The 20,063-nt window shown below is 52.6% G+C and carries 18 protein-coding genes; 17 read left to right on the top strand and 1 reads right to left on the bottom strand.

All coding sequences use genetic code 11. The features are described 5' to 3' along the window. Nucleotide 1 precedes the first annotated feature (1 nt). The 9 genes from ACTOY7_RS15125 (at nt 2) to ACTOY7_RS15085 (ending at nt 9,047) form a co-directional block, all read left to right on the top strand. Nucleotides 2-994, top strand: coding sequence for a sugar ABC transporter substrate-binding protein (locus tag ACTOY7_RS15125; protein ID WP_300884708.1), 993 nt, complete (start codon nt 2-4; stop codon nt 992-994). 25 nt (nt 995-1,019) lie between these two features. Beyond that, on the top strand, nt 1,020-2,780 hold the full coding sequence (locus ACTOY7_RS15120) for an alpha-amylase family glycosyl hydrolase (RefSeq protein WP_160280814.1): 1,761 nt from the start codon (nt 1,020-1,022) through the stop codon (nt 2,778-2,780). A gap of 7 nt (nt 2,781-2,787) precedes the next feature. Then, nucleotides 2,788-3,402 (top strand): DUF5662 family protein, encoded by a 615-nt coding sequence (locus ACTOY7_RS15115; RefSeq protein ID WP_300884727.1) that lies wholly within the window; start codon nt 2,788-2,790, stop codon nt 3,400-3,402. Continuing rightward, on the top strand, nt 3,399-3,923 hold the full coding sequence (gene lepB / locus ACTOY7_RS15110; RefSeq protein ID WP_160280813.1) for a signal peptidase I: 525 nt from the start codon (nt 3,399-3,401) through the stop codon (nt 3,921-3,923). The genes ACTOY7_RS15115 and lepB overlap by 4 nt, the downstream gene beginning before the upstream one ends. 77 nt (nt 3,924-4,000) lie before the next feature. Next, nucleotides 4,001-5,497: a glycerol kinase GlpK gene (gene glpK, locus ACTOY7_RS15105; protein ID WP_160280812.1), complete on the top strand. Its 1,497-nt coding sequence runs from the start codon at nt 4,001-4,003 to the stop codon at nt 5,495-5,497. Nucleotides 5,498-5,595: 98 nt separating this feature from the next. Continuing rightward, complete coding sequence (locus tag ACTOY7_RS15100) at nt 5,596-6,453, top strand: DUF5685 family protein (RefSeq protein ID WP_482671254.1); 858 nt, start codon at nt 5,596-5,598, stop codon at nt 6,451-6,453. Continuing rightward, the gene (locus tag ACTOY7_RS15095) at nt 6,450-7,772 is read left to right on the top strand and encodes an MATE family efflux transporter (RefSeq protein ID WP_482671253.1); all 1,323 of its coding nucleotides are present in this window, start codon (nt 6,450-6,452) and stop codon (nt 7,770-7,772) included. Before ACTOY7_RS15100 ends, ACTOY7_RS15095 begins: the two co-directional genes overlap by 4 nt. Nucleotides 7,773-7,860: 88 nt before the next feature. Then, nucleotides 7,861-8,517, top strand: a complete 657-nt coding sequence (locus ACTOY7_RS15090) for a J domain-containing protein (protein WP_160280809.1) — start codon at nt 7,861-7,863, stop codon at nt 8,515-8,517. Further along, complete coding sequence (locus ACTOY7_RS15085) at nt 8,508-9,047, top strand: hypothetical protein (protein WP_160280808.1); 540 nt, start codon at nt 8,508-8,510, stop codon at nt 9,045-9,047. Before ACTOY7_RS15090 ends, ACTOY7_RS15085 begins: the two co-directional genes overlap by 10 nt. Nucleotides 9,048-9,263: 216 nt before the next feature. Here the strand turns inward: ACTOY7_RS15085 and ACTOY7_RS15080 are convergent, their stop codons facing one another. Further along, complete coding sequence (locus ACTOY7_RS15080) at nt 9,264-9,899, bottom strand: hypothetical protein (RefSeq protein ID WP_160280807.1); 636 nt, start codon at nt 9,897-9,899, stop codon at nt 9,264-9,266. A gap of 106 nt (nt 9,900-10,005) precedes the next feature. Here ACTOY7_RS15080 and ACTOY7_RS15075 point away from each other — a divergent pair, with 106 nt between their 5' ends. From ACTOY7_RS15075 to ACTOY7_RS15040, 8 genes are all read left to right on the top strand, one after another. After that, nucleotides 10,006-10,944, top strand: coding sequence for a tRNA dihydrouridine synthase (locus tag ACTOY7_RS15075; RefSeq protein ID WP_482671252.1), 939 nt, complete (start codon nt 10,006-10,008; stop codon nt 10,942-10,944). Nucleotides 10,945-11,096: 152 nt separating this feature from the next. After that, on the top strand, nt 11,097-11,711 hold the full coding sequence (locus tag ACTOY7_RS15070; protein ID WP_300884728.1) for a DedA family protein: 615 nt from the start codon (nt 11,097-11,099) through the stop codon (nt 11,709-11,711). Between the two features lie 125 nt (nt 11,712-11,836). Beyond that, the gene (locus tag ACTOY7_RS15065; RefSeq protein WP_482671251.1) at nt 11,837-14,809 is read left to right on the top strand and encodes an insulinase family protein; all 2,973 of its coding nucleotides are present in this window, start codon (nt 11,837-11,839) and stop codon (nt 14,807-14,809) included. A 72-nt stretch (nt 14,810-14,881) separates the two neighbouring features. Continuing rightward, on the top strand, nt 14,882-15,781 hold the full coding sequence (era, locus tag ACTOY7_RS15060; protein ID WP_482671250.1) for a GTPase Era: 900 nt from the start codon (nt 14,882-14,884) through the stop codon (nt 15,779-15,781). 348 nt (nt 15,782-16,129) lie between these two features. Next, nucleotides 16,130-16,312, top strand: coding sequence for a hypothetical protein (locus ACTOY7_RS15055; RefSeq protein ID WP_300884716.1), 183 nt, complete (start codon nt 16,130-16,132; stop codon nt 16,310-16,312). A 55-nt stretch (nt 16,313-16,367) separates the two neighbouring features. Further along, nucleotides 16,368-17,111: a DNA repair protein RecO gene (recO, locus tag ACTOY7_RS15050; RefSeq protein WP_482671249.1), complete on the top strand. Its 744-nt coding sequence runs from the start codon at nt 16,368-16,370 to the stop codon at nt 17,109-17,111. 152 nt (nt 17,112-17,263) lie between these two features. Beyond that, nucleotides 17,264-18,655, top strand: coding sequence for a glycine--tRNA ligase (locus ACTOY7_RS15045; protein WP_394684704.1), 1,392 nt, complete (start codon nt 17,264-17,266; stop codon nt 18,653-18,655). A gap of 13 nt (nt 18,656-18,668) precedes the next feature. Continuing rightward, a complete protein-coding gene (locus tag ACTOY7_RS15040) occupies nt 18,669-20,039 on the top strand; it encodes an aminopeptidase (protein ID WP_394684703.1) in 1,371 nt (456 codons plus the stop codon). Nucleotides 20,040-20,063: the final 24 nt, after the last annotated feature.

Here is a 20,063-nt window from a genome sequence, read left to right as displayed (position 1 = left end):
TATGAAACAAAAAGTATTCCGTGTGTTTTTTTCACTGCTTCTGGTCTGCTTCATGCTGGCTGGATGTAAGAAAAGTGTAGGGACGCCGGAGGACAATGCGGTGATGGAGGAAGATCCGGAGGAGGAAGAGGAGGATACGGGATACGTATTCGGATACAGCTGCATTGACATGGATAATCCTTACTTTGATACGCTGCGGCGTTCCCTTGAAAATACATTAGGAGAAAGTGAATACCAGCTGATCTCCAAGAATCCGGGATCGGATGCCCGGGTGCAGAACGAACAGCTTTTCGAGCTGATCGAGATGGAGGTGGACGCGGTATTTCTGTGTCCGGTGAACTGGGAGCTGGTCACACCGGCGTTGGAAGCTCTGCAGGAGGCAGGGATTCCAGTGGTCAATATCGATACGCAGGTGAAGGAGGAGAGCCTGACGAAGGCTTATGTGGGATCGGACAACCGAAATGCCGGGTATGTCTGCGGGGAAGATCTGAAAAAGCGCTGTCCGGACGGCGGGAAGCTTTTGCTTCTGGAATGTCCCTCCATGAATTCCATCAATGAACGGATCACCGGATTCGAACAGGCTATCGCAAATGCCGGTTTCGAAGTCCTGGACCGGGCAGACGTAAACGGAGAGAAGGAAAAAGCAAAAGAAGTGATGGAAGGCTTCCTGGAAAAATATCCGAAGATTGACGCGGTGATGTGCGGAAATGACCGTGCTGCGCTGGGTGCGCTGGAGGCGATCAGAGAATCCGGCCGGGATGGCATCCGGATCTATGGTGTGGACGGCTCGCCGGAGGTAAAGCAGGAGATCGCGAAAACAGACAGCCCGATGACGGCAACGGGCGCGCAGTCGCCGATTCGGATCGGAAAAGAGGCGGCAGAGATTGGAATTGCAATTTTAGACGGGGAAAATTTTGAAACAACCACTTATGAAGATACATTTCTCATTGACAAGGGAAACGTAGAGATGTACGGAACAGACGGCTGGCAGTAGGAAGGACTTACAGGAGGAAGAGCATATGAAGAAAGTGGAAGGGTACCCGCAGCCACTTGGGGTGAAGATAAAGCAGGACAAGGTGAACTTTGCGGTTTCCGTACCATCGGGAAAGAAATGTGAGCTTCTGCTCTATCGCGCAGGAAAGACAGAACCGGCTGTCGTTTATGAGATGCCGGAGGAGGAAGGTCTGGGGGAGATCCGCTTTCTGGCAGTAGAAGGACTGGATGTGCAGAAATATGAATATAACTTCCGGATAGATGGCAAAGTCATTCTGGATCCCTTTGTACGGGAGCTGGCCAGGACGAGAAGGTTCGGTGAGATGCCGGATGCGGATCTGCACCGGGTGCGGGGGCGTTTTCCCACTGCTTCCTATGACTGGGAGGGCGATCATATCTTAAAGCTTCCGTTCGAGGAGGTGATCGCATACAGCCTCCATGTCCGCGGATTTACCAAGCATTCTTCCTCCGGGGTAAAACAGAAGGGAACCTTTGCCGGGATCATAGAGAGGCTTCCCTATCTGACGGAGCTGGGGATCAATCAGATTCAATGCATGCCCATCTATGAGTTTGACGAAGCATTCGGAAGCCGTCTGAATTACTGGGGATATGGCGGAGGCTATTACTTTGCGCCCAAAGCGGCCTACAGCGGGTCTGGTCATGCCGCGTCCGAATTAAAGGACATGGTAAAATGCTGCCACAGGGCCGGGATAGAAGTGGTGCTGGAGATGCCTTTTGAACAGGGCATCCAGACGCAGACCGCCATCGAATGCCTGAAATACTACATGCTGGAATACCACATTGACGGATTTGTGATCAATCCGTATCATGTTTCATGGGACTGTCTGACCCGGGATCCGCTCCTGAAAGGGACCAAGATCATGCAGAAGGATGACGGATTTCAGAATACCATGCGCCGGTTCCTCAAAGGGGACGAGGACATGGTGAACCCGGTGATCGGCGCGCTTTGCCTGAATACCAATTCCAACGGCAAATGCAATTATATCACGACCCATACCGGATTTACCCTGAATGACCTGGTGTCCTATGAGGCGAAGCACAACGAGGCCAACGGGGAACGGAATCTGGACGGGCCCAATTATAACTACAGCTGGAACTGCGGCGCGGAGGGACCCAGCAGAAAGCGCTATATCAAGAATCTGAGGAAAAGACAGATCCGAAACGCGTTTCTTCTGCTGCTCACGGCACAGGGGACGCCCTGTCTTCTCGCGGGGGATGAATTCTGGAATACCCAGAAGGGAAACAACAATGTATACTGCCAGGACAACGAAACGGCCTGGCTGGACTGGGGCAGGCTGAAACGGGACGACAGCCTTTTCCAATATGTGAAAAGCTTGATCACGTTTCGTAAGGCTCATCCGGCCCTTCATCAGAGATTTCCGCTGTCCGGAACAGACCGCAGCGGCTGCGGGCTGCCGGATGTGTCCTACCATGGGGAAAATGCATGGCAGGCACCGGTGGAGGTGCACAGTCGGCAGCTGGGCGTGCTCTACTGCGCGGCCGGGGAGCAGGAGGATCTTTGTTTTATTGCCTACAATATGCACTGGCTGAAGCATTCCTTCGCACTGCCCGCATTGCCGAAGGATCTGGAGTGGTACCGGGTGATCGAGACGGAGAAGGGGGCGCTGGAAGAGAAGGAAGAGGATCCGAAGCGGATTGAGCTGCAGGCACGCAGCGTTGCGGTCCTGATGGGAAAGAAGAGGAACCGCGCGTCATGCGTGACCGGTTCCGGGACAGATACTGAGTGTTTACAGCAAAGAGGGTGAGTTGGATATGATAATAAAGGCTGCGGAACATTTCCGTACGATCACAAAGCATAAGATGCTGGTCATGAAGGAGTGCTTTCAGGTGGGGCTTTACCTGCAGGGACTGCTCCATGACCTGTCAAAATATACGTGGACGGAGTTCCGGGTGGGATGCCGGTTCTATCAGGGGACCCAGAGTCCCAATAACGCGGAGAGAAAGGCAAAGGGCTATTCTTCCGCCTGGCTGCATCACAAAGGGCGCAACAAGCACCATTATGAATACTGGGTCGATTATGGGATTGACGGAAGGAAGTGCCTGATCGGAATGAAAATGCCGGTCCGATATGTGGTGGAGATGTTCCTGGACCGGATCGCGGCCAGCAAGGTGTATAAAGGGAGCGCGTATCAGGATTCGGATCCGCTGGACTATTTTCAGAAGGGCGGCACCGCGGATTATGTGATGCATGAAGACACCAAGCGGCTGCTCACCACGCTTTTGGTCATGCTTTCTCAAAAGGGGGAGGAAGAGACCTTCCGGTACATCCGGGAGAAGGTGCTTAGACGAAAGCACAGAAGAACGATGCGCGGGCTGTTCAGAGCCGGAAGCGTGTTTCGGATACACAGGAGATATATACAGGTATGAAAGATCAGAAAAACATAATCTCTGAATTATTGGACTGGACAAAGACGATCATCATTGCCCTTGCGGTCGGATTTGTAGCCAGCAAGGTGCTGATCACCAGCGCCCAGGTTCCCACCGGTTCCATGGAAGATACCGTTATGGCCGGAAGCAGGCTTCTCATCAACCGTGTGGCATATGCTGTGTCGGAACCGAAACGGGGGGATATCATTGCGTTTTATTTTCCGGATGACGAAGAAACGGTCTATCTGAAACGGATCATTGCGCTGCCGGGTGAGACGGTGGAAGGAAGGGACGGAAAGGTCTGTGTAGATGGAGAGCCGTTGGAGGAAGATTATATAACAGAGAAGATCGACAGTGATTTCGGTCCCTTTTATGTACCCGCGGATATGTATTTTGTGATGGGGGACAATCGGAATGATTCCTGGGATTCCCGATTTTGGGAGCATAAGTTCGTAGCAAAAAAGAAGATCATCGGCAAAGCGGAGATGGAGTATTTTCCGAAGATTAAGCTGCTGTTTTAGGCAGGATACCCGCGTCCCCCGGCCGGAAGGCGAACCGAAACGAGGCAACGAGAAAAGATACAAAGGAGGACATTGGCATGGCAAAGTATGTAATGGCTCTGGATTCAGGTACGACGAGCAACCGCTGTATCCTGTTTAATGAAAAGGGCGAGATGTGCAGCGTGGCGCAGAAGGAGTTTACACAGCATTTTCCCAAACCCGGATGGGTGGAGCATGAGCCCGGGGAGATCTGGTCTACCCAGCTTGCGGTGGCCAGGGAGGCGATGACGAAGATCGGGGCTTCTGCGGAGGATATCTCTGCCATCGGGATTACGAATCAGCGGGAGACCACGATCGTGTGGGATAAAAATACGGGGCAGCCTGTGTATCCGGCCATTGTCTGGCAGTGCCGGAGGACCTCGGAATACTGCGACAGCTTGAAGGAGAAGGGGCTGACGGAGAAGTTCCGGGAGAAGACAGGGCTGGTGATCGACGCATATTTTTCAGGGACAAAGGTAAAATGGATCCTGGATCATGTGGAAGGGGCCAGGGAGCGCGCCGAGAAGGGGACTCTGCTTTTCGGGACCGTGGAGACATGGCTGATCTGGAAGCTCACCAGGGGAGCGGTACATGTGACGGACTACAGCAACGCGTCCAGGACGATGCTGTTCAACATCCATACGCTGGAATGGGACGATGAGATTCTGGAAGAGCTGGACATTCCGAAGAGCATGCTGCCCCAGGCCAGGGCGTCCAGCGAGATCTACGGGGAGACCGACCCCAGCTTTTTCGGAGGCCGTATTCCCATTGCGGGGGCGGCGGGAGACCAGCAGGCGGCCTTGTTCGGCCAGGCCTGTTTTGAGCAGGGAGACGCAAAGAATACATACGGGACTGGATGCTTCCTGCTGATGAATACGGGCAGTCAGCCTGTGCTTTCCAAGAACGGGCTTGTCACGACCATTGCCTGGGGCATGGACGGCAAGGTGACCTATGCTCTGGAGGGTTCTATCTTTGTGGCCGGCGCTGCGCTGCAGTGGCTGCGGGATGAGCTCCGGCTGATCGATTCGGCCGCGGACAGTGAATATTTTGCCCAGAGGGTGAAGGACACCAACGGCTGCTATGTGGTGCCGGCCTTTACCGGGCTGGGAGCGCCCTATTGGGATCAGTACGCCAGGGGTACCATTGTGGGGCTGACCCGGGGCGTGAACAAATACCATATCATCCGGGCAACGCTGGAATCCCTGGCATATCAGGTGAACGACGTATTGGAAGCGATGAAGGCGGATTCGGGAATGAACCTGTCGTCTCTGCGGGTGGACGGCGGCGCCAGCGCCAATAATTTCCTGATGCAGACCCAGGCGGATTTCAGCAACGCGCCGGTGAACCGCCCAAGATGCGTGGAGACCACCGCGATGGGAGCGGCTTATCTTGCAGGACTTGCTGTGGGCTACTGGAAGGATATTGAGGATGTGAAGCAAAACTGGGGCATCGACAAGATCTTTGTTCCGGCAATCGAGCCTGAGAAGCGGGAGAAAATGCTTAAGGGCTGGAAGCGTGCTGTAACGTGCTCTTACGGCTGGGCTAAGGAGGAATGACCATTCGAAAGCCCATGAATGTTTGAAATGATGTCATATGCGGATGACTGTCCGGACCCTGGGGGGGACGGACAGTCATCCTTTGCGGGAGAGGGAACATGTTTGGTTATATTACGATTTGCGAACCGGAACTCAAGGTGAAGGATCTGCGGAGATACCGGGCGCATTACTGTGGTTTGTGCAGGTCATTGAAGGAGAGGTACGGGAGCATGGGGCAGATGACCCTGAGCTATGATATGACATTTATTGTCGTACTTTTGACTTCGCTGTATGAATCCGCGCTGAAAGAGTCGGCTGGCAGGTGCAAGACGCACCCCATAAAAAAACAGCAGATGCTGCAGAGTGAGATCACGGAATACGCCGCGGATATGAATGTGATCCTGACATGGTATCACTTAAAGGACGACTGGCAGGACGAGAGGAAGCCGGGAAGTCTTTTGGGGCTTCACGTATTGGGCCGAAAGGCAAAAAAGGCGGCTCAGAAATATCCCAGACAGTGCAGGGTGATGCACCGGGAGCTGAAAGCGCTGGAGAGGATGGAAGCGGCAAAAAGCAGGGATCTTGACGAGGCGGCCGGATGCTTTGGGCGGCTGATGGAAGAGGTGCTGGTGTACAAACAAGACGTCTGGGAGGAAGACTTGCGCAGGATGGGCTTCTTTCTGGGGAAATTTATTTATATCATGGACGCCTATGAGGATCTGAGAAAGGATCTGGAACAGGGGAATTATAATCCGCTCCGGGACTTAAGCCGGAGTGTGGATTATGAGGAGCGTTTAAGGCAGATCCTGTGCATGATGATCGCGGAGAGCACGGCGGCCTTCGAAAAGCTTCCCTGCCTGCAGGATGCGGATATCCTGCGGAATATCCTCTATACCGGGGTCTGGAATCAATATAACCGGATCCAGGAAAAGAAGAAAGAGACGCTGGAAAACAAGAAAGAGCACAGAAAGAAATGAAGCAGACTACTTTAACAACCGGAAATATTACAGGCTCTCTGCTGCGGTTTGCGTTTCCCATGATGGTGGGAAACCTGCTGCAGCAGCTTTATAATATCGTGGATACGCTGATCGTGGGGCAGTTCCTTGGAAAAGAGGCTCTGGCGGCGGTGGGATCCTCCTATTCCCTGATGACATTTTTGACCTCCATCCTGCTGGGGCTCTGCATGGGGAGCGGCGTCTCCTTTTCCATCAGTTTTGGGAAACAGGAATATGACCGGATGAAGTCCGGCATTTTTATGTCCTTCGTGATGATTGGGAACGCTGCGCTGCTCTTAAGCGCTGCCGTATTTGCCGGGCTGGATCTGATCCTCAGGCTGCTGTGTGTGCCTGGAGATGTCTATGGACTGATGCGGGAATATCTGTGGGTGATCTTTTGGGGGATTTTGGCTACGTTTTTATATAATTTTTTTGCTTCTCTGCTGCGTGCGGTAGGCAATTCCACCGCGCCGCTTTTGTTTCTCGGGATTGCCGCATTGTCCAACATCGGGCTGGACCTGCTGTTTATTATCCGCTTTCATCGGGGCGTGCGGGGGGCTGCGGAGGCTACCATCCTGTCGCAGTATGCGGCGGGGATTGGGATTCTGTTGTATACAATAATACAATTTCCGCAGTTCCGTTTCAAGCGTAGGGATCTGAGATGGCAGCCAGAAGTGCTGAGGGAAATTTTTCAGTTGTCTTTTCTGACCTGCATCCAGCAGTCGGTTATGAATTTTGGAATTCTGATGATACAGGGATTAGTAAACAGTTTCGGGGCGGTCATCATGGCGGCTTTTTCCGTGGCGGTCAAGATCGATACCTTTGCCTATATGCCGGTGCAGGATTTCGGAAATGCGTTTTCAACCTTTGTGGCGCAGAATTATGGGGCAGGGAAAACAAAACGGATCCGGGAGGGGATCCGAAGCGCCGTAAAGACCGCATTTTTCTTCGGGGCGGCAGTCAGCGCGCTTGTATTTGTATTCGCCAGGCAGCTGATGCTGATCTTTGTGAAGCCGCGGGAAACGGAAATTATTTGGGAAGGGGTGCGTTATCTGCGGATTGAGGGCAGCTTTTATTATCTGATCGGTTTTTTGTTTCTCTGCTATGGATATTACCGTGCTGTCAAGCGTCCCGGCATGTCCCTGATACTGACCGTGATCTCGCTGGGAACCCGGGTGCTGCTGGCATATATCCTGTCGGCGGTGCCGCGGATCGGGGTGACCGGGATCTGGGCAGCCGTGCCCATCGGGTGGTTTCTGGCTGATCTGGCGGGATATCTGTATTACCGTAATTCAAAATGAATCTGGACAATTGGGAAATTTTATTATATCATGGTAAACGTATGAGAGCAGAGGATCAGGAAGATCAATATAGAGGAGAAAAACAAAGATGAACAAAAATCCATATGAAGTGCTGGGGATTCCAACGAACGCATCGGATGATGAAGTGAAACGGGCATACCGGGATTTGACAAGGAAGTATCACCCGGACGCAAATGTAAATAATCCGCTTGCGGACCTGGCGGAGGAAAAATTTAAGGAAGTACAGGAAGCCTATGACATGATTATGAAACAGCGGGAGCAGGGCGGCTATCAATATGGCTACGGCTACCAGGGAGGAAGCGGTCAGGGCAGCTATCAGCAGACCTACGGCAGTTCCGGCTCCGGGCAGAATCCGCAGATGCAGTCGGTGTATACCTACCTGAACGCAAGGCGCTACCGGGAAGCATTGAATGTGCTGAACGGAATGCCCAACCGGACTTCGGAATGGTATTACTTAAGCGCCGCGGCCAATGCGGGGATCGGCAACAACATCATGGCCCGCGACCACGCCGGCCAGGCCGTGAATATGGAGCCCAATAACCTGCAGTACCGCCAGCTTCTGAACCAGCTGGAATGGAGCGGGCAGAAGTACCAGAATTACCCCTATGGAGGCGGCTACGGCATGGGCGGCAATTCCTGCGGTACGGGAAACATGTGCTGTGACTTATGTATTGCTGACCAGCTGTGCGAATGTATGGGAGGAGATCTTTGTTCATGCATATAAAGGCAAAGAAAATGGCGTTCGGCGGGCTGTTGCTGGCATTGTCGGTGATCTGCATGATCCTGGGGAGCGTCATCGAGACAGGTACCTTGTTTTTGCTTGCGGCGGCTTCCTTTTTTGTAGGGATCGTCTTCCGGGAATTCGGGAGAAGGACCGCAGCCGCGTTTTATGTGGCAGGCGTATTGCTGGGATTGATCCTGGCGCCCAATAAACTGTACGTTGCCACCTATGGGGCGATGGGATTCTTCATCCTGGCGGAGGAAACCGCCTGGGATCGGCTGGGCGGCTTGAATGCCGGGGTTCGGAAAAAGACGGCTCTGCTTTGGGGCATCCGATATGGGATATTCAATCTGCTCTATCTTCCGGCAGTTCTTTTTTTTCAGAAGCTGCTGTTTGCGGGAACGCTGTCCCTCTGGGTGAAGCTGGGGGTTCTTGCCGCCGGCCAGGCGGTGCTGTTCCTGTATGTGGGTGCTTATGGATATGTACAGAGGGAGCTGTGGGGAAAGCTGCGGGGACATATTTTCCGTACATGAGGAGCTGTAGAAAATAGCGGATTTCCTCCAGAGATGCAGATCAAAAAAAGAAGGATATGCGGGTTTTGCCCTAAGTAAGGGAAGATCATCTGTATGTCTGCAGGGAGCTTTGCCGGATGCGGAAGAGAAAAAGAATCTGCCCGGCAGAATATGTATGACTGTGCCGGGCAGAGAACAGGGTCGAGATATACTATGGTATACAGTTCCTCAGGAGCCTTACAGCAATGCGGCGTAGATCACGGCATCCAGGGCATTCAGATCTTCTTCGCTGATGGTCTGAACCTTATCCCCATTGGGCTGGATATGTAAGGTCACTGTTTCTGGGTCCCCATATTTCGGGGAGGACAGCCTGGGGGTGATCAGCTGATACATTTTTTCATACAGGAACTGGTTGACCTGTTCGCTGTTGGTGAGCGTGGCCGGATCTTCGGCCCCAAGCGCGTCGATCAGGCTCTGGCTGATGCCGTCAAACATGGCAAAGGGCTCCGCGCTCACTTCTACGGTAAAACCGTCCCCGTCCTCTTTTGCATCGCCTACGGTGATCCGGCAGAGGGCATTGAGCTCTGTAAAGAGCTGCCGGTACTGGTCTTTCAGCTCTGCGGTGACGGAGGTGCCGCCCACCTTCATGGTACTGAGGAGAGCGTTCATGCCGTTTTCATGGATCAGCGACGCTTCGTATTCTTCACATTTCTTATACTCCATATAAGCGCTGTAATCTGCCTTGTAGCGGGCATCCAGAACTGCCTGCACATAAACCGGGGCATCCTCCAAGGTCATTTTTTTTCCGCATCCGACAGCCAGTAAGGAACAGCAGATGCTTACGATGGTGATCAGTGAAAGTTTTCGTTTCATCAAGAGTCTCCCTCCCATTTGTTATCATATCGTATTTCGGGTTTCCGATAATAACAATATCATAAATAAAGGTTTGATTCAAGAAAAAAGAGGAAGGTAAAAAGCAATGTATTTTTATATGGCGCCCCTGGAAGGGATTACGGGACACGTGTTCCGCCGGACACTTTGTGAGTGCTTCGGCTCTGTAGATCGATATTTTATCCCGTTTATCAAGCCGAACCAGCACGGACATTTAAGCTCCCGGGAGCGGCAGGATGTGCTGCCTGGGAACAATCCGGGCATGTACGCGATCCCGCAGATCCTGACAAATTCTGTGGAGGATTTCGTGCGTACGGCCCGGAAGCTTCGACAGTACGGCTATCAGGAGATCAATCTGAACCTGGGCTGCCCTTCCGGGACTGTGGTGTCCAAAAAGCGGGGCTCCGGCTTTCTGGCATTTCCCGAGGAGCTGGACCGGTTTCTGGACGGGGTGTTCGAACAGACGGACGCGGAAGTTTCCATCAAGACCAGGATCGGGAAGGACAGCCCGGAGGAATTTGGGCGGCTCCTGGAGATTTATAACCAGTATCCGGTGAAGGAGCTGATCATCCATCCCAGGGTCCAGAAGGATATGTATCGGAATCACCCCAATTGGGAGGTATTTGGAGAAGCCTGCAAAAACAGCAGACACCCGGTCTGCTATAACGGGGATCTGTTCTGTGCAGAGGCGTACCAGAAGGCAAAGGAGGCGTTTCCGGAGGTGGACCGATGGATGTTCGGAAGAGGGCTTCTGATGAATCCGGGGCTGTGCCGGCAGATCCGGCAGGGCGTCGGGCTGGACAAAGAAACCCTGCGCAGGTTCCACGATCAGCTCTACAGGGACTATCAGGAAGTGATGCCGGGAGCCAGGACCATCCTGTTTAAGATGAAGGAGCTTTGGAGCTTTCTGGCGCCGGCTTTTACCCATTATGAGAAATATGCGAAGCGGATCAAAAAGGCGGAAAAACTGCCGGTGTACGAGGCGGCGGTGGACGCGCTGTTCGGGGAGCAGCAGATCTGTATATAAAAAGGACATCCGGCATGCTATCGTATTCTGCGAGACTGCGGGCATATCCGGGCATTTTTCCTGGTCCAGGGGAGACACATTTTTCCGCGCGTGCTTACATATATTAAATACGAAAGCATGAAAATGTGAGGAACTGTATCGTGCAGGAAGTTATGATCTACATCATGAACACATATGGATATCTGGGAGTCTGTTTTCTGATTGCGGTGGAGAATCTTTTTCCGCCGATTCCCTCAGAAGTGATCCTGACCTTCGGAGGCTTTATGACTACATACACCAGGCTGACGGTTCCGGGAGTGGTGATCTTCTCCACTCTGGGTTCCACCATCGGGGCGCTGATTTTGTACCGTGTGGGGATGGCGCTGACCCCGGAAAAGCTGGAAAGTCTCACAAAAGGGAAGCTGTTCCATCTGCTGGGATTTGAAAAGGAGGATGTGGAGGAGACCATCGACTGGTTTGAAAAGCACGGGAAAAAGGCGATCCTCTTGGGGCGGTGCATTCCCATCATCCGGAGCCTGGTATCGGTTCCGGCGGGGATGGCCGAGATTGAGGTTCCGTTGTTTCTGGTCTATACGGTCATCGGAAGTACACTGTGGAATATACTTCTGGTGTCTCTTGGGGCGGCGCTGGGCGCTTCCTGGGAAACGGTACTCGTATATCTGGACCGATATTCGTCCGTGATCCGGGTACTTCTGATTGCGGGAGCCGCCCTTTGGCTGATCCGGTCGATTCGGAAAAAATGGAACCGGAAGAAGGAAGCGTGCTGATTTTTTCAGGGAATTTTGAAAAAAGGAAAACATCCCCTTTTAAAGCGCTTCGGGAAATGCTATAATGTGCGGAGGCATACAGAAAGAACAATTAATCAAGAACTTGATAGAAGAGAGGGTACAATATGAGTAAGTTTGATTCTATGGGATCCGGCAGGACACAGCAATGGGAGATAGCGGTTCCGGACGCGTATGAAAAGGTGCTTCAGGAGGACTTATCGGATCTGAAGTCAAAGGGCTGTCTTTTGAGACATAAGAAGAGCGGCGCGCGAGTCCTGATGATGTCCAATGAGGATGAGAATAAAGTATTCGCCATCGGATTTCGGACCCCGCCGTCGGATAGTACGGGGGTGCCTCATATTATGGAGCATTCCGTGCTGTGCGGCTCTAAGGATTTTCCGGTGAAGGATCCCTTCGTGGAGCTGGTGAAGGGCTCCTTGAACACCTTTTTAAATGCCATGACCTATCCGGATAAGACCGTATATCCTGTGGCAAGCTGCAATGACAAGGATTTCCAGAATCTGATGCATGTATATATGGATGCGGTATTTTACCCGAATATCTATCAGCATCCGGAGATCTTCCGGCAGGAGGGCTGGAGCTACCATCTGGAGGAGAAGGACGGGGAGCTGTCCTACAACGGGGTGGTCTATAATGAGATGAAGGGGGCATTTTCCTCACCCGAAGGCGTGCTGGACCGGATGATCTTAAATTCCCTGTTTCCGGATACCTCCTATGCAAATGAGTCCGGCGGGGATCCGGACGTAATCCCGGAGCTGACCTATGAGCAGTTCCTGGATTTCCACAGAACCTATTATCATCCGTCCAACAGCTATATTTACCTGTACGGAAATATGGATATGGCGGAAAAGCTGGAGTGGCTGGATCAAAATTACCTGTCGGACTTTGACATCCGGCAGGTAGATTCCCGGATCCGTTATCAGGAACCGTTTCAGGAGATGCGGGAGGTGGAGATGGAGTATTCCATTTCCAGCGAAGAGTCGGAGGAGGACAATACCTTCCTTTCCTATAACAAGGTGATCGGGACAAGCCTGGATGAGAAGCTGTATCTGGCGTTCCAGGTATTGGATTACGCGCTTCTGTCCGCACCGGGGGCTCCGCTGAAAAAGGCGTTGGTGGAGGCAGGGATCGGCAAGGATATCATGGGCTCCTACGACAACGGGATCTACCAGCCTATTTTTTCCGTGATCTCCAAAAACGCGAACCTGGAGCAGAAGCAGGCATTTATAGATACGGTGGAAGGAACCTTAAAGGATATTGTAGAAAAAGGAATGGACCGGAAAGCTTTGGAGGCCGGGATCAATTATCACGAATTCCGGTTTCGGGAGGCGGACTTCGGCAGCTATCCCAAGGGACTGATGTATGGACTGCAGCTGTTTGACAGCTGGCTCTACGATGAGACAAAGCCGTTCATCCACATGCAGGCCATTCCCATCTTTGAATTTTTAAAGGAGCAGATCGGCACCGGATATTTTGAGGAGCTGATCCAAAAGTGGCTTCTGGACAACACCCACGGTTCCATCGTGACCGTGAAGCCGGAGCGGGGCAGGACGGCCCGTCTGGACCAGGAGCTGGAAAAGCGGCTGGAAGTGTATAAGAACAGCCTCACCGATGCCGAGAAGGAACGGCTGATCGCAGATACGGCGGTGTTGGAGGACTATCAGGAGAGCGAGGACGCGCAGGAGGACCGGGAGAAGATCCCGATCCTGAGCCGGGAGGATATCTCCAGGGAGATCGCGCCCATCTTTAATGAAGAAAAAGAGGTGGAGGGAATCCCGCTGATACACCATAAGATCGATACCAACGGCATCGGATATGTGACATTGATGTTCGACCTGTCCGGCGTGCCGGAGGAAAAGCTGCCCTACGTGGGAATGCTCCAGGCTGTGCTGGGGATCATTGATACCACCAGCTATGAATACGGCGAACTGTTCAATGAGATCAATGTGCATACCGGGGGAATCGGGACTTCTCTGGAAATGTATCCGGATGTGAGAAATGTAAAAGAAAAGGCGTTCCGCGCGACCTTTGAGATGAAGGGCAAGGCGCTGTATCCGAAGATGGATGTCCTGTTTCGGATGATGCGGGAGATCCTGATGGAATCTAAACTGGAGGATGAGAAGCGTCTGAAAGAAATCCTTTCCATGCTCAAATCCCGGCTGCAGATGAGCTTCCAATCCTCCGGACATACGACGGCGGCGCTGCGGGCGCTGTCCTATTCGTCACCCATTTCCAAGTTCAAGGATGATACAGACGGGGTCGGATATTACCAGGCTGTGAAGGAAGCGGAGGAGCATTTTGAGGAACAGAAGGAAACACTGATCCACAATCTGAAAGAGATCGCCGCCCGGATCTTCCGGTGGGATAATCTGATGGTGAGCCTGACCTGCGGGGAGGAGGGACTGGATCCGGTCTGCCGTGAGCTGTCCGGGATGAAGGACCGGCTGCATGGCGGAAGTACGGAATCCCAAGAGACCAGGTGCATCCTGCACTGTACGAAGAAAAACGAAGGCTTTAAGACCTCATCCAAGGTGCAGTATGTGGCGAGAGTCGGCAATTTCATTGACGGAGGCGCCGATTACTGCGGTACACTGCAGATTCTCAAGGTGATCCTGAGCTATGGCTATCTGTGGCAGAACATCCGGGTCAAGGGCGGCGCGTACGGCTGCATGTGCAACTTCAACCGGATCGGGGAAGGATATCTTATCTCTTACCGGGACCCCAACCTGGAAAAGACCATGGAAGTATACGAGGGCGTGGTGGATTATCTGAAGGACTTTACAGTCAATGAACGGGATATGAACAAATATATTATCGGAACCATCAGCAATATGGACCGCCCTATGACGCCTTCCGCCAAAGGGGACCGTTCCATGAACCTGTATATGAACCATGTGTCCGGGGAGATGATCCAAAAAGAACGGATGGACGTACTCAACGCAGAGCAGGAGGATATCCGGAAACTTTCTGCTGTAGTGGAGGCGCTGCTCTCGGCAGATCAGCTCTGCGTGATTGGAAGTGAGGAAAAGATAGAAGCACAGAAAGAAATGTTCGGCGAGGTGAAGACGCTGTTCTAAAAGAGAAGATCCGGACTGACTGGCCGGAAATCGGAATGTACGGCGTTTTTGGCGAATACTGAAGGAGAACGGATGAAGGAAAATTATAAATCGGGTTTTGCGACCCTGATCGGGCGGCCCAATGTGGGAAAATCGACATTGATGAATTACCTGATCGGACAGAAGGTGGCCATCACCTCTAACAAGCCCCAGACCACCAGGAACCGGATCCAGACGGTGCTGACCAGGCCGGAAGGACAGATCGTGTTTGTGGATACGCCGGGGATCCACAAGGCGAAGAATAAGCTGGGGGAATATATGGTGAACATTGCAAAGCATTCCCTGGACGACGTGGACGCGGCGCTGTGGCTGGTGGAGCCTTCCACGTTTATCGGCGCCGGGGAGCGGCACATCATGGAACAGCTGAAAAAGATCACGACCCCGGTGGTGCTTGTGATCAATAAGATCGATATGGTGAAAAAGGAAGAGGTTCTAACCTGTATCGACGCGTACCGGAAGGAATATGATTTTGCGGAGATCGTTCCGGTCTCTGCCCGAAGCGGGGAAAATACGGAGGAATTGATCCGGGTGATCCTGCAGTATCTTCCCTATGGACCGCAGTTTTACGACGAGGACACCATTACGGATCAGCCCGAGCGGCAGATCGTGGCGGAGCTGATCCGGGAGAAGGCGCTGCACTGCCTGGAGGATGAGATTCCCCACGGCATCGCGGTGGCCATCGACCGGATGAAGATGCAGAAGAAGGTCATGCACATTGATGCCACGGTGATCTGTGAGCGGGATTCCCACAAGGGGATCATCATCGGGAAGCAAGGCGCCATGCTGAAAAAGATCGGAAGCACAGCCCGGTTTGAGATTGAGAAAATGCTGGGCTGCAGGGCGAATCTGAAGCTCTGGGTGAAAGTGCAGAAAAACTGGCGGGACAGCGACTTTTTGATGAAAAACTTCGGGTATACGAAGGACGAGATGTGACCGGACAGCCCATGCGCAATGCTGTACTAGTACAACGAATAATAAGTATCTGGCTATATCGCGCAGGATGATTTTTCAGATACAAGGCAGATTTTCGACGGCGTAGCGGTGGCTACGGCTAGAAAATCTAACGCAGTAGCTGGAAAATCAGACAAGTGATATGGCTAGTTATTTATTATTCGTTGTACTAGCTAAAAAACGGGGCTGTCAAGGGGAGCATGGAAAAAAACGCTGCCAGATTTTACGAGGTATAGACCCGACAAAATTCGGAAAACCTAAATCATATATAGGATGCTGTGCGGCAGATTGATCCGGCGCTCAGCATCACACAGATGAAGAGGTGATCCGATGGAGAAGAGATACTGGGAGCAATTTTCAAAAACCGGTGGGGTATGTGACTATCTGGAATATAAGATGGAGCTGTACGGACACGGGGGAAACAGGAATCAGGCGGGCTGTGAACAGCGGATCTGTAAGGAGCGGGATTCGGTGATCATCCCGCTGTACAGAGAGGAAGATGATACGGCATAAGGAGCTGTTTAGGCATGCTGCTTGTGTATCATTGCCTGCGGCAGGGGCGAGGAATTTGAATGAGATAACGGTAACCGGCATGGTGCTTTCTACGGCGCCGGTTGGGGAATATGACAGGCGGGTAGTGATCCTGACCAGGGAACAGGGAAAGGTTGCCGCGTTTGCCAGAGGGGCCAGAAAACCGAACAGCCCGCTGGTGGGCGCGGTCAATCCCTGCTCCTTCGGTGAGTTTACACTGTATGCGGGGCGGAGCTCCTATACGGTGAAGTCCGCGAAGATATCCAACTATTTTGCGGAGCTGCGGGAGAATATGGTGGGCGCCTATTATGGCTTTTATTTTCTCGAATTTGCAAATTTTTATGCAAAGGAAGCCAATGATGAGCGGGAAATGCTGAAGCTCCTGTACCAGTCCATGCGTGCCCTGACAAATGAAAAGATCCACAACCGGCTGGTTCGGTACATATTTGAACTGCGGGCGCTGTGCATCAACGGGGAAGGACCCCAGGTCTTCCGGTGCGTTTCCTGCGGAGATGAAAAGCGTCCGGCTGTGTTCAGCGTAAAAAAGGGCGGGCTGGTGTGCGGCGAATGCATGCAGGATGTGATGGACGGAATGCAGCTGGATACCTCCACCCTGTATAGCATGCAGTATATCGAGAGCAGCCGGATCGAGAAGCTCTATACCTTTGTGGTCAGCGACGCGGTGCTGGAGGAGCTGGGGCGGGTGATGGAGCGGTATCTGGATGTCTATGTGGAGAAGAAATTCAAGTCGCTGGAAATCCTGGAGACGTTGGAGACCTGACCTGAAATTTATATCCTGGTCCATCTTTACAAATCCCGGCGGAATCGGTATAATGACTATTGTTCAGGAAGCTGCAGACAGGATCCGGCTGAAAGGATTCCTTTTTGCGGTTGTGAAGAGTGATGAAAAAAAGAATGTGAGGAACAGACAGTATGGTAGAAAAGACGATGGAAAAGATTGTGGCCCTTGCAAAATCGAGAGGCTTCGTATATCCCGGCTCCGAGATCTACGGAGGTCTGGCGAATACGTGGGATTACGGCAATCTTGGCGTGGAATTGAAGAATAACGTAAAAAAAGCCTGGTGGCAGAAGTTCGTTCAGGAGTCCCCTTATAATGTGGGTGTGGACTGCGCGATCCTGATGAATCCCCAGACCTGGGTGGCATCCGGACATCTGGGCGGATTTTCTGACCCTCTGATGGACTGTAAGGAATGCCATGAGCGGTTCCGCGCGGATAAGCTGATTGAGGACTTCTGTGAAGAAAAGGGGATTGCGCTGGAGGGCACCGTGGATGCCTGGACTCAGGAGCAGATGACGGCGTTTATCCAGGAGCACCAGATTCCGTGCCCCACCTGCGGTAAGCATAATTTTACCGATATCCGGCAGTTCAACCTGATGTTCAAGACCTTCCAGGGCGTGACAGAGGACGCCAAGAATACGGTTTACCTGCGGCCGGAGACTGCCCAGGGGATCTTCGTGAATTTTAAGAATGTACAGCGGACATCCAGAAAGAAGATTCCGTTCGGCATCGCTCAGATCGGGAAGTCCTTCCGGAACGAGATCACACCAGGCAACTTTACTTTCCGTACCAGAGAATTTGAACAGATGGAATTGGAATTCTTCTGTGAGCCGGATACGGATCTGGAGTGGTTTGCGTACTGGAAGCAATTCTGTCTGGACTGGCTCAGTTCTCTCGGACTCAAAGAGAATGAGGTGCGCTACCGTGACCATGATAAGGAAGAGCTTTCCTTCTACAGCAAGGCCACCACGGATGTGGAATTTTTGTTCCCCTTCGGCTGGGGAGAACTGTGGGGGATTGCGGATCGTACCAACTATGATCTGTCCCAGCATATGGAAGTGTCCAAGCAGGATCTGACGTATTTTGATGATGTGAAAAATGAAAAGTACATCCCCTACGTGATCGAGCCCTCCCTGGGCGCAGACCGTATGGTATTGGCATTTTTGTGCAGCGCGTATGACGAGGAAGAGCTGGAAGGCGGAGACACGCGGACCGTGCTTCATTTCCATCCGGCGCTGGCTCCGGTGAAGGTCGGTGTGCTGCCGCTGTCCAAGAAGCTGAACGAAGGCGCGGAGAAGGTTTATGCGGAGCTGTCCAAATATTTCAACTGCGAGTATGATGACAGGGGCAATATCGGAAAACGCTACCGCCGCCAGGATGAGATCGGGACCCCGTTCTGCGTGACCTATGACTTTGATTCTCAGGAAGACGGCGCCGTAACCGTGCGCGACCGTGACACCATGGAGCAGGAGCGGGTGAAGATCGAAGATTTGAAATCTTACTTTGAGGAGAAGTTTAGATTTTAAGGGGAGACGAAAGATGAAAGAGAAAAATTTGTGGCTGACCTATGAAGCAGGCGAGCTGGATGCGTTGGAAAAGGTGTGTGAGGACTACCGTGCCTTCCTGGATGCCGGCAAGACGGAGCGGGAGTGTGTGACCGAGATCATCCGTCAGGCCGAGGAAAAGGGCTACCGCAATTTATACACAGCGGAGCAGCTTCGGCCCGGAGACAGGGTCTATGCGGCATGGATGGAAAAATCCATTGCGTTGTTCCAGATCGGGACAGAGCCCCTGGAAAACGGTATGAACATTTTGGGGGCGCATATTGATTCCCCGCGCCTGGACCTGAAACAGAACCCGCTCTATGAAGAAAGCGGATTCGCTTATTTTGATACCCACTATTACGGCGGGATCAAGAAATACCAGTGGGTTACGGTGCCTCTGGCGATCCACGGGGTGGTCGTGAGAAAAGACGGGACGAGAGAGACCATTTCCATCGGAGAACAGGATACGGACCCGGTTTTTGTGGTGACCGATCTTCTGGTACATCTTTCTTCCAAGCAGATGGAGAAGAAGGCTTCCGTGGTGGTGGAAGGGGAAAACCTGGACATCCTGATCGGAAGCAGGCCGCTGGCAGGAGAGGAGAAGGACGCTGTTGCCGCGCAGATATTGAAATTGATCCGGGAGACATACCACATTGAGAAAGAAGATCTGATGTCTGCAGAGCTGGAAGTCGTGCCCGCGGGAAGGGCAAGGGAGTGCGGACTGGACCGCAGCATGATCATGGCTTACGGACAGGACGACCGAATCTGCGCGTATACCTCTCTGGCAGCCATGCTGGATACGGAGCAGGTAGAACGCACGGCCTGCTGTATCCTGGTAGATAAGGAAGAGATCGGCAGCGTAGGGGCAACTGGAATGCATTCCAGATTCTTTGAAAATGCGGTGGCAGAGCTGTATGAAAAGCTGGAAGGCTTCTCCGAGTTAAAGCTGCGCCGTGCCCTGGCGCATTCCACCATGATCTCCTCCGATGTGAGCGCGGCCTATGACCCCATGTATACGGACGTATACGAAAAAAGGTCTTCCAGCTTCTTCGGAAGAGGGCCTGTGTTCACCAAGCATACGGGATCACGCGGAAAGAGCGGCTCCAATGACGCCAACGCGGAGTATATCGCAAAGCTGCGCCGGGTATTCGATGACAATCATGTGGGCTTCCAGATGGCGGAGATGGGTAAGATCGACGCAGGCGGCGGCGGTACCATTGCCTACATACTGGCCGCATACGGCATGGAAGTGATCGACGGCGGTGTGGCCGTCCTGTGCATGCACGCGCCTTGGGAGATTTCCAGCAAGGCGGATGTATACGAAGCTTACAAAGGCTACCGCGCGTTTTTGAAGGATATGAGGTAAAGTGCGGCAATCCTTCATGAAGCA

The organism is Schaedlerella sp. (assembly GCF_056796775.1).
Note: the sequence above shows the minus strand (reverse complement) of the source record. Positions and strands in the feature narration are given on the sequence as shown.